8 protein-coding genes, 1 tRNA gene and 1 pseudogene are annotated in these 9200 nt (G+C 65.8%); 8 read left to right on the top strand and 2 right to left on the bottom strand.

Annotation, left to right across the window (positions count from 1 at the left end; genetic code table 11):
* The 6 genes from ACRDP3_RS11800 to ACRDP3_RS11825 form a co-directional block, all read left to right on the top strand.
* A partial coding sequence (locus ACRDP3_RS11800) for an alpha/beta hydrolase (protein ID WP_431516844.1) occupies window positions 1–181 on the top strand: 181 nt, incomplete at its 5' end.
* A gap of 112 nt (window positions 182–293) precedes the next feature.
* A tRNA-Thr gene (locus tag ACRDP3_RS11805) sits at window positions 294–367 on the top strand.
* 398 nt (window positions 368–765) lie between these two features.
* Window positions 766–2022: an AAA family ATPase gene (locus ACRDP3_RS11810; RefSeq protein WP_431516845.1), complete on the top strand. Its 1257-nt coding sequence runs from the start codon at window positions 766–768 to the stop codon at window positions 2020–2022.
* Complete coding sequence (locus ACRDP3_RS11815) at window positions 2022–2681, top strand: RloB family protein (protein WP_431516846.1); 660 nt, start codon at window positions 2022–2024, stop codon at window positions 2679–2681. The genes ACRDP3_RS11810 and ACRDP3_RS11815 overlap by 1 nt, the downstream gene beginning before the upstream one ends.
* 91 nt (window positions 2682–2772) lie before the next feature.
* Window positions 2773–5373: an N-6 DNA methylase gene (locus tag ACRDP3_RS11820; protein ID WP_431516847.1), complete on the top strand. Its 2601-nt coding sequence runs from the start codon at window positions 2773–2775 to the stop codon at window positions 5371–5373.
* 133 nt (window positions 5374–5506) lie between these two features.
* The gene (locus ACRDP3_RS11825; protein WP_431516848.1) at window positions 5507–6592 is read left to right on the top strand and encodes a restriction endonuclease subunit S; all 1086 of its coding nucleotides are present in this window, start codon (window positions 5507–5509) and stop codon (window positions 6590–6592) included.
* Window positions 6593–6668: 76 nt separating this feature from the next.
* Here ACRDP3_RS11825 and ACRDP3_RS11830 read toward each other — a convergent pair.
* Window positions 6669–6881, bottom strand: a pseudogene (locus ACRDP3_RS11830) (DUF397 domain-containing protein); the annotation flags it as partial.
* Window positions 6874–7668, bottom strand: a complete 795-nt coding sequence (locus tag ACRDP3_RS11835) for a helix-turn-helix domain-containing protein (protein WP_431516851.1) — start codon at window positions 7666–7668, stop codon at window positions 6874–6876. The gene ACRDP3_RS11835 and the pseudogene ACRDP3_RS11830, both read right to left, overlap by 8 nt.
* A gap of 438 nt (window positions 7669–8106) precedes the next feature.
* On the opposite strand from ACRDP3_RS11835, the gene ACRDP3_RS11840 reads away from it, so the two are divergent.
* Together ACRDP3_RS11840 and ACRDP3_RS11845 are read left to right on the top strand one after the other, a co-directional pair.
* The gene (locus ACRDP3_RS11840; RefSeq protein ID WP_431516849.1) at window positions 8107–8415 is read left to right on the top strand and encodes a hypothetical protein; all 309 of its coding nucleotides are present in this window, start codon (window positions 8107–8109) and stop codon (window positions 8413–8415) included.
* A 42-nt stretch (window positions 8416–8457) separates the two neighbouring features.
* On the top strand, window positions 8458–9200 hold a 743-nt coding region (locus ACRDP3_RS11845), incomplete at its 3' end, for a type I restriction endonuclease (protein WP_431516850.1).

Consider the following 9200-nt stretch of genomic DNA (forward strand, 5'->3'; position numbering starts at 1 on the left):
CCCGGCCACCCCCTACGCCTGGGCCCAGGGCCTCGCGGGCCAGCTCTCCTCGGCCCGCCTGCTGACCTACGAGGGCGACGGCCACACCGCCTACCTCCGGGGCGGCTCCTGCATCAACGACGCGATCGACACCTATCTGCTGAAGGGCGAGGCCCCCAAGGACGGCAAGCGGTGCCCGTAACATCCCTGGTCGGGGCCCCTGGCCCCGGCTTCAATACCCCGTACGGAGCACCCCCGGATCCTGTGTAGACTTGTCCGCGCCGCGCCTGCCGCACCAATCACGTGCGCGGCCTGCCGCCTTAGCTCAGTTGGCCAGAGCGACGCACTCGTAATGCGTAGGTCGGGGGTTCGACTCCCCCAGGCGGCTCAGTGAGAAGCCAGGTCAGATCCGGTCTGACCTGGCTTCTCTCATGTTCAGGGTCATTGAGGGGCCGGTAAGGTCGCCCCGTTCGTGCCACCTGATCCAAGGTGTGCGCGGGGGAAGCGCAGAGCCTGTGCAGGGTGGGGGTTGAGCAAGCTAGGGAGTACGGTCGGGGTGAACCTGGCGAACGTTCCCGGCCGACTTGTGGAAACGCTGCAATTGCTGCCAACGGAGCGAGATGGACGAGGAATCGAGGCCGTGGCCTTGTGCTCCTGCGCTTCTTTGTCAGAGATGTTGCTCAGTGGCGGCGACCTGCCGGTTCCCCAGAGCCGGGCATCGCCCATCCGGCCGAGCGGGTCGGAGGGCGGGGAGCTATTCTCACCCGAAGCGGAGAGGGGGTCGATGTGCTGCTGCGACTCCGCGTAGCGAACGTACGGTCACTACGTGACGAACACGAGCTGTCCTTTGTCGCGTCCGGCCAGGAGTCCGGTGCGGCTACGCGGCTACTGGCGCTTGCCGGTGACCAGTCGGTCAGTGTGTTCCCCCTGATCGGTGTCTTCGGAGCCAACGCATCGGGCAAGTCGAACGTACTGGCTGCTCTGACCGACATGCGCAATGCCGTACTGAACTCGTACGCGCGCTGGGCGTCCTACGACGGCACCGTGCGCGTCCCTTTTGCCCTGAATGCAAAGAAGGGCAACGAGCCGAGTTTTTTCGAGCTGGACCTTGTGCTCGACGGTGTGCGCTGGACCTACGGCTTCGAACTCGGCTCGGAGCGCATCGAGGCGGAGTGGCTGCACAGCTACCCCCGCGGACATCGTCAGGTGTGGCTCGACCGGGATGCTTCGCGGCCCAAGGTCTACGACTGGCCGAGCAGCCGGGTAAAGGACCGGTCTCAACTGGAACGGCGCACCCGGCCCAATGCTTTGCTGCTGTCCACCGCCGGCACGGACAACCATCCCCAGCTCTCTCCGCTCTTCCACTGGTTCCGCCGCAACCTGTGGCTCATCAACCCGGAGGAAGAGCGCCCGGAGCGTGAGGCATTCACCATTGCCGAGCTCTCAGGAAAGCGCGCCCGCCGCATCAATGAGCTGTTGCGGATCGCTGACCTCGGACTCACCGGCGCTGAGGTCGCCCAGGAGGGCAAGGAACGGGCGACGGTCAAGCTCATCCATCGCTCTGTCGCGGGCGACGTGGCCTTCGACTGGCAGCAGGAGTCGCTCGGCACCCGTTCCTGGTTCGCCCTCCTCGGACCGCTCCTGCTGGCACTGGACGAGGGCGCCGTACTGCTCGTCGACGAGCTGGACGCGAGCCTGCACCCGCGCTTCGCGGCGGAGGTCATCCGGCTCTTCCACGATCCGCAGGCCAATCCGAAGGGCGCGCAACTCGTCTTCACCTCTCACGACCCGTCCGTGCTGACCACCCCGAGCGGCGGCCGGCTGCTGGAACCCGGACAGGTATGGCTGACGGAGAAGGACAAGGACGGTGCGACCGAGCTGTATCCGCTGACCGCCGCAGCTCCAGGGGAGGACGAGGACCTCATGAAGTCCTATCTGGCCGGCGCTTTCGGTGCCGTTCCCTCGCTCTTGGAGGGCCAGATCGCCCGACGGCTGCTGGACGAAGACGCACAGGAACGCGAGTACGAGGCGGAGCGGAGCTGATGGCACGTACGAGGGGGAGGGATTCGCTGGGCCCTGCGTACAAGCCCGGGCGGCGCCGCAAGGTCGTACACGTCTTCACCGAGGGCAAAGTGACCGAGCCCGAGTACATCAAGGTCGTCCGGGACCGGGCTGGAGCGACCGGCGTGGAGGTCCGCATCGCGAATTCCTCGGCGCCGGGGTCGCAGCGCAAGCCGATCAAGCTCGTGGAGGCGGCGGTGCGGCTGATGCGTGAGGAGAACCGGGCTGCTAAGCGCAGCGGACTGGAGAAGAAGTTCTGGCCGGCGGTCTGGTGTTTGTTCGACCGTGACAGGCACGACTCCATCGAGTCGGCTATGAAGCAGGCCGACGAGGCGGGGGTACGGGTGGCGTTCTCCCACCCCTGCTTCGAGGTATGGCGGCTGCTGCACCACAAGCATGTGACCGGCACCTTCGGTGGTGTCTGCGAAATGGCGGCGGCGCGGCTGCCGTTCGCCGACAGTGTCGCGAACCTCAAAGCGGTACTGCCCGAACAGATTCCGAAGGGCAGTTATGCGGAGGCGAAGAAGCGCGCCCTGAGGATGAACGCCGTCCACGAGGAGCATGTGCCGAAGGTGCTGCGCGACCCGTACACGGACGTCTTCGACTTTGTCGAACAAGGGCTGGGCGTGACGTCCTACTGACGTGAGCTGACCGGTACAGCCGCAGGGTTACCGCTGCACCTCGCCGCCGCCGTAAGGTTCCTACGTCGATCCGGGTCGTAGGGAGTCATAGGTGGCCAAGCTCACGCTCGCGCAGTTGGAGCGGCATCTGTTCGCCGCCGCGGACATTCTCCGGGGGACGATGGACGCCTCCGAGTACAAGGACTACATCTTCGGACTGCTCTTCCTGAAGCGGGCCAACGATGAGTTCGAGGCTGCCCGCGAGCAGATCAAGGCGGGCGCTGCGGAGGAGGTGGGTGACCTCTCCGAGGATTTGCTGGAGGGCTACCTGGAGCAGGAGTCCGCCTACAGCGACCGCGATGTGCTGTTCGTCCCCAAGAATGCCCGGTGGAAGTGGATCTCGTCCGCCACCCACAACATCACCGAGGACCGCCTGCGCCCCGCCCTTCAGGCGCTGGAAGGCCAGAACAGCAAGCTCAAGGGCCTCTTCGACCATCTCGACTTCAACCGGATCGGCGGCTCCGGCACCGCAGCGGGTGCGGCGAAACTCGCCGATCAGCGGCTGAAACTGCTCATCGCGCACTTCGGGCGCATCCGGCTGCGAACGGACGACTTCGAGTTCCCCGACCTGATCGGTGCCGCGTACGAGTACCTGATCAAGGAGTTCGCGGACTCGGCGGGCCGCAAGGGCGGAGAGTTCTACACCCCGCGCGCCGTGGTCCGCATGATGGTCGAACTCCTCGGCCCCCGCACGGGCATGCGCATCTACGACCCCTGCGTCGGCTCGGGCGGCATGCTCATCCACGCCAAGGAGTACGTGGAGGAGCACGGCGGTGATACCTCCGACATGTTCTTCGCGGGCCAGGACGCCAACAGCGGTTCCTGGATCATGTCGACGATGAACATGGTGCTCCATGGGGTACGCCGCTTCGACCTGAGTACCGGCGACACCCTCGCCGAGCCGGCGCACGTACCGAGATCCGATGCGGACCGCTTCGACGGCGTGCTCAGCAACCCGCCGTTCTCGATGGACTACGCGCTGAGCGACCTCATGCACAGCGCGCAGCGCACCACCTACGGGGCGACGAGCGAGCGCGGCAAGGCCGACCTGATGTTCCTCCAGCACATGCTCTGGGAGACCAAACGGGAAGGGCGCGGAGGCACGGTCATCACGGTCATGCCTCATGGCGTGCTCTTCCGTGGCGGCGGCGAGCAGGAGATCCGTACGAAGCTCCTGGACGACGACGCGATCGAAGCGGTCATCGGCCTCGCCCCCAACCTCTTCTACGGCACCGGCATCCCCGCCTGCATCCTGCTGCTGCGCCCGCCCGGCAAGAAGGACCCGGCACGGGCGGACAAGGTGCTGTTCATCAACGCGGACCGGGAGTACCACTCCGAGCGGGCCCAGAACGTGCTCCTCCCCGAGCACGCCGAGAAGATCACGTCGACGTATCACGCGTACGCGGAGGTGCCCGGGTTCTCGCGGACGGTGAGCCGCGAGGAGCTGGCCGACAACGACGACAACCTCAACATCCGCCGCTACGTGGACAACACGCCACCGCCGGAGCCGCAGGACGTACGGGCGCATCTGGTGGGCGGGGTGCCGCGCGCGGAGATCGAGGCGAAGAAGGAACTGCTCGACGCGTACGGGGTGGCGCTGACCGATCTGTTTGCGGAGCGCGAGCCGGCGGACGTCGCATATGTGGACTTCCTGCCCGAGGAGCAGCGACCGGACGCGGCCCGGCTCGGCGAACTGGCCCGCCCGCGCGAGGATGCCCTGCGGGCCGCGTTCGGGGAGTGGTGGAAGGCGGAGGCCCGGCACCTGGAGTCGGTGGCGGCAACTAAGGAGCGGCTCGCTGACCTGACCTCTTCGGAGCGCAAGGCCGCGTTGATGACGGTGCGTGGGTCGCTGATGGGGTCGTTCGTAGAGCGGCTGAGCGGGGTGGGCCTGCTGGACCGGTACGCACTGGCGGGGGCGGTGGCGGGGTGGTGGTACGAGGCCAAGTACGACCTTCTCGCGCTGTCGGAGAACGGGTTCAAGGGGGTGGTTGACGGATGGGTCGAGAACGTCGACGCGCTGCTGGCGCCCGAACAGGACCCGAAGACCCGGAAGTTGCGGAAGCGGACGACGGCGGAGCGCCGACAGGCGTACGACCACAAGATCGTCGCCGCGATCGCGCCCGATTTCCTGGCGGAGCTGGCCGACGCCGATGCGCGCAAGGCAGAGCTGGACGCGCGCTGGAAGGAACTGAACGCCGAGCCGGAACCGTCCGAGGATGGCGAGGGCGGGGGTGACGAGGACGCTGTCACACGCGAGGCCGTGTCGCTGAGTGTCGAGCAGTTGGCGGAGCTGGCCCAGGTGAAGAAGGACCGCGCGAAGGTGGGTGCGGAGATCAAGCGCCGTGAGGCGGACTTCTGGTTCGAATGGACGCCGGGTGCCCAGCTGAAGCTGGGCGAGGAGAAACCCCGGCTGTTCCGGGCCCGGGAGGCGCTGACGGGGGAGGACGAGCAGCGGGTGGTGCTGGACCTCTTGCGGGCGGATCTTGCGGGCAAGCTGGATGGGCATGTGGTTCGGCGGCGGCGGGAGTTGGTGGACGCGTATGGGTTGTGGGCGGACAAGTACGCGGTGTCGCTGAAGGAGATTCAGGCGGGGCGGGAGAAGGCAACGGCGACGCTGGACGGGTTCCTGGAGGAGCTGGGCTATGTCGCGTGAACCATGGAAGTCCGTCCGGCTGCGCGAGGTCCTTGAGGATGTTTTCGCAGGCGCTTGGGGAGATTCTCCATCAGACTTCCGAGCATCAAACGTCCATGTATTGAGAGCTACGAACATCAATTCAGAAGGACGAGTGAACTATAGCAAACCGGCCCTTCGCATTCTTGATTCACGACAGATCTCGCGCAAGCGCCTTCTCGCGGGAGATCTGTTGTTGGAAGCTTCGGGCGGCGGTCCTGGAACACCGGTTGGAAGAGTCGCTCTTCATGATGGCGGGATTGCGGGGCAAGAGTATACTTGCTCGAATTTCTTTCGTGTGCTCCGTCCTAATCGGAAATTTGTCAACCCAGACTTCTTGAAGAATGTACTTGTTTGGGTCTACGGGTCTCCGGCGATCTGGCGTTATCAGCAGCAGACCACTGGATTGGTGAATCTCAAGCTGAAAGATTACTTGGATCACCCATTGTCTGTGCCGCCACTAGGCGAGCAGGAGAGGGTCGTCGATGTGCTTCGAGGCTTCGCGGAGGCGGAGCGTGCCATTGAGGCGTCCATCGCGAAGCTGCGCAGTGTACGGCAGGGGGCTCAGCTGGAGTTCATGAGACGGGTGACGGCCGGTGCGGTCGAGGTTAATTGGACCCCGGTGCGAGACATCGCTGAAATCCGGATGGGTAAGCAGCTGTCGCCGGATAGTCGAGCTGCGGGCGGGCAGTACCCGTATCTTCGGGTGGCCAACGTTTTCGCAGGCTGGATTGACTACTCAGATGTGAACACCATGGGATTCACGAGTGGGGAGCTGGCTGTGTACGGGCTGGTCCCTGGAGATATTCTCCTCAACGAGGGGCAGAGCCTGGAGCTCGTCGGGCGTAGCGCCATCTACCGGGGAGGCGTCGGCGAGTACTGCTTCCAGAATACCTTGGTACGGTTTCGTTCCGGTGAGCGAGCGATCCCAGAATTCGCCCAACTGGTCTTCGAGTACTGGTTGCAGTCCGGCGTATTTGCTGCTATTTCTAAAAAGACCACCAGCATTGCTCATCTGGGTGGGGATCGGTTTTCGGCGTTGAGCTTTCCGCTCGTTTCTCTGGATGAGCAAAGGGAATTCGTCGCCTCGCTGACGAGATGCGATGCGAGTATCGGAGCAGAGGCAGGCGAGCTCACCAAGCTTCGCAAGCTGAAGCAGGGCCTCATGAATGATTTGCTCTCCGGTCGAGTCGCGGTGTAATCGGCAATGAAATTGGCTCCCGCCATATGGAAGCGGGGAGCCAATTGCTTGAGGTGTCGGCGAGACTCAGGCGGGGAAACTCTCCGCCCTTGATGGCTCCAACGAACGATGCCCAGCCACCTGTGGGGAAGACCAGGGCGGGGCCGTGCGAGACCTTGGAGTCGCGTACGGGAACGCCTGCAGGGTGACCGTCCAGTATTTCGACGCAGCTGCCGCCTTCGTTGCCGCTGTAGGTCGATTTGCGCCAGCCGGTCAGTGAGGAAGCGTCCGGGATAGTGTGTTCAGTCACGGTGTCCGTAGTCCTTTGCGATCGTCCTCATCAGGGCCAGTGACTCCTTGAGCGGCATTGCGTCGCCCAGTGCGAGATCGTAGGCGCCTTCGAGCTGAACGACCACGCTGGGGGAGTCGTGCATCCTGCCTACTTGGATGCCTTCGGAGTACGCCACCGGAGGCTGGTCCTCGAACCGCAGGAGGGTGAGCATGCCCTGCATGAGCGGATGCACCCCGAGCCCGAAGGGCAGAACGTAGACCCGTACGCGTCCCGCTTCCACCAGGCGGACGACGTGCATGATCTGTTCCGCCATGACGTCGGCCCCGCCGACAGTGCGGCGTAGCACCGCCTCATCAAGCAGCGCCCAGACTACGGGTGTCACCGGGGTGTCGAGGATCTTCGCTCGCTCCAGCCGTGTGACGACGAGCCTGTCACGTTCTTGTTCGCTCACTGGAGGGAACGACGTGCCCAGAACCGCACGTGCGTAACCCTCCGTCTGAAGGATGCCGGGCATGAACGACAGCGCGAACTCCCGGATCATCACCGCCTGTTGTTCGAGTAGCCGCGCCGCCTCGAAGTAGTCGGCGACCGCCGCGTCATCGTCAGGCAGGAAGCTGCTCAGTACATTCCCCGTGCCCAGCGCATTGTCCAGGCGTCTCGCGTCCTCCTTGGACGGCACGCGGCGGCCCGCTTCGATGTGCGAGATGTGCGAGCGCGTCATGATCGCTGCGTCGGCCAGCTCCTGTTGCGTGAGTCGAGCCGTCTCGCGCTGCGCCTTCAGCCATTCCCCATAGGTGGTACTCATCGTCAACTCCCGTGCGACAGAAGCCGTGTCACCTGCTACCCCCTGGCGAGCCTAGTCCGCGCCATCTCACTCTGTAGGTGAATCGCTACACAGCGAGGTCACACACCGGCCGCGCACAAAACACCCCCGCGACTGCTCGCGACAGTCCGGGGGCCTGGCCGCCGAACCGACGGAGTTGACGACAGTGCCGCACTTCATCCATCGCCTCGTCGAGCCGCTGCTTCGGCTTCGGCGGCTCCCGAGGCCCACCCGAGGCCGCCACCGGTCGCCGCAGGCACCTTCCGCCCGGCAGCCCGTGGCCCTCGTACCTCCCTTTCCCCGCAGGCCGCCCGAGGCCCTCCTCCGAGGCGAGGACAGCGCTCTCGTCCGCCCCTACCTCCTCGCGCACGAGCGCTACGACGAAGCCCTCCGCCTCGTCCACGGCATGGAGGTATCCGTATGAGCAACACCCCAGGCCGTCCCACCGCGCCCCGGCTGCTCCCCTGGACCAGCCCGGAAGGCAAGCCCTGTTACCTCATCGGGGACGGCGACGGCGCAGTCTCCCGCGTCGCCGACGATGTCGAGGACGCCCAGCTCGACATGGCCGCCGAACTCCTCGACCACGCCGCCGACATGCTGGCCGACGACCGGGCGACGGCGCCCCAACTCCACTTCCTGGCCGCCCGCATGTCCGAGTCGCTTCACCAAACGTGCCGCATCGCGGAGAGCCGGGGTGCGTTCCTCCCCGTTCCGGAGTCGCTGAACTGACCTCGCGTGCCCAGCCGGTGGACGTCCGGTGAAAATCAGGCCGTGTCCACCGGCGTCCCCACGCCCACCCCCGGAAGCCGTCGCACCCGCCCCGCCCGAGGCGCAGAATGGTCCGTCAGGGGAGTGGGCTACGGGCGGGAGGCGCGGGACGTGGTGGCGCAGGTGGAGCGGGACGAGGTGGAGCGGCCCATCGTCGCCCAGCTTGAGGCGATGGGTTGGACGCACGTCCCCGGCAAGGAGATCGGCACGCTCGATGCCGTCACGCCGCTGCTCACCGACAAATTGGAGGCCGCGCTGCGCCGCATCAACCGCCGCGCGGCCGACAACGAGCCGTGGATGGACGCCACCGATGTGGCCCGCTCCATCGCCGAGCTGACCTCCGTCTCCCTCGGGCGGGGCATCGCGCAGGCCAACTTCGACGCCACCGAGATGCTGCTCAGCGGCCATGTCCTCACCGGCCCGTCCGCCGAGCACGGCGGGACCTCCGCCACGGTGCAGTACGTCGAGTGGCGTCCGGAGGCTGACCGCTTCGCGCTCAACGAGTTCACCGTCGTCGACCAGCTTCGCGTCGAGAACCGGTCCGGCGAGGTGTCGATACTCGACCTCGTCCTGTTCGTGAACGGCATCCCGCTCGTCGCCGTCGAGTGCAAGAGCCCCGACCTCGCCGACCCCATCCGCAGCGCCGTACTCGACCTGCGGCACTACGCGGGCGATCCGATCAGGGAGGACGAGCGCGACGGCACCGACCTCCCCGTGCCCGCCGGCGTCCCGGAGCTGTTCCGGAC

The sequence above is a fragment of the Streptomyces sp. genome (genome assembly GCF_050698815.1).
Classification (GTDB): Bacteria; Actinomycetota; Actinomycetes; order Streptomycetales; family Streptomycetaceae; genus Streptomyces.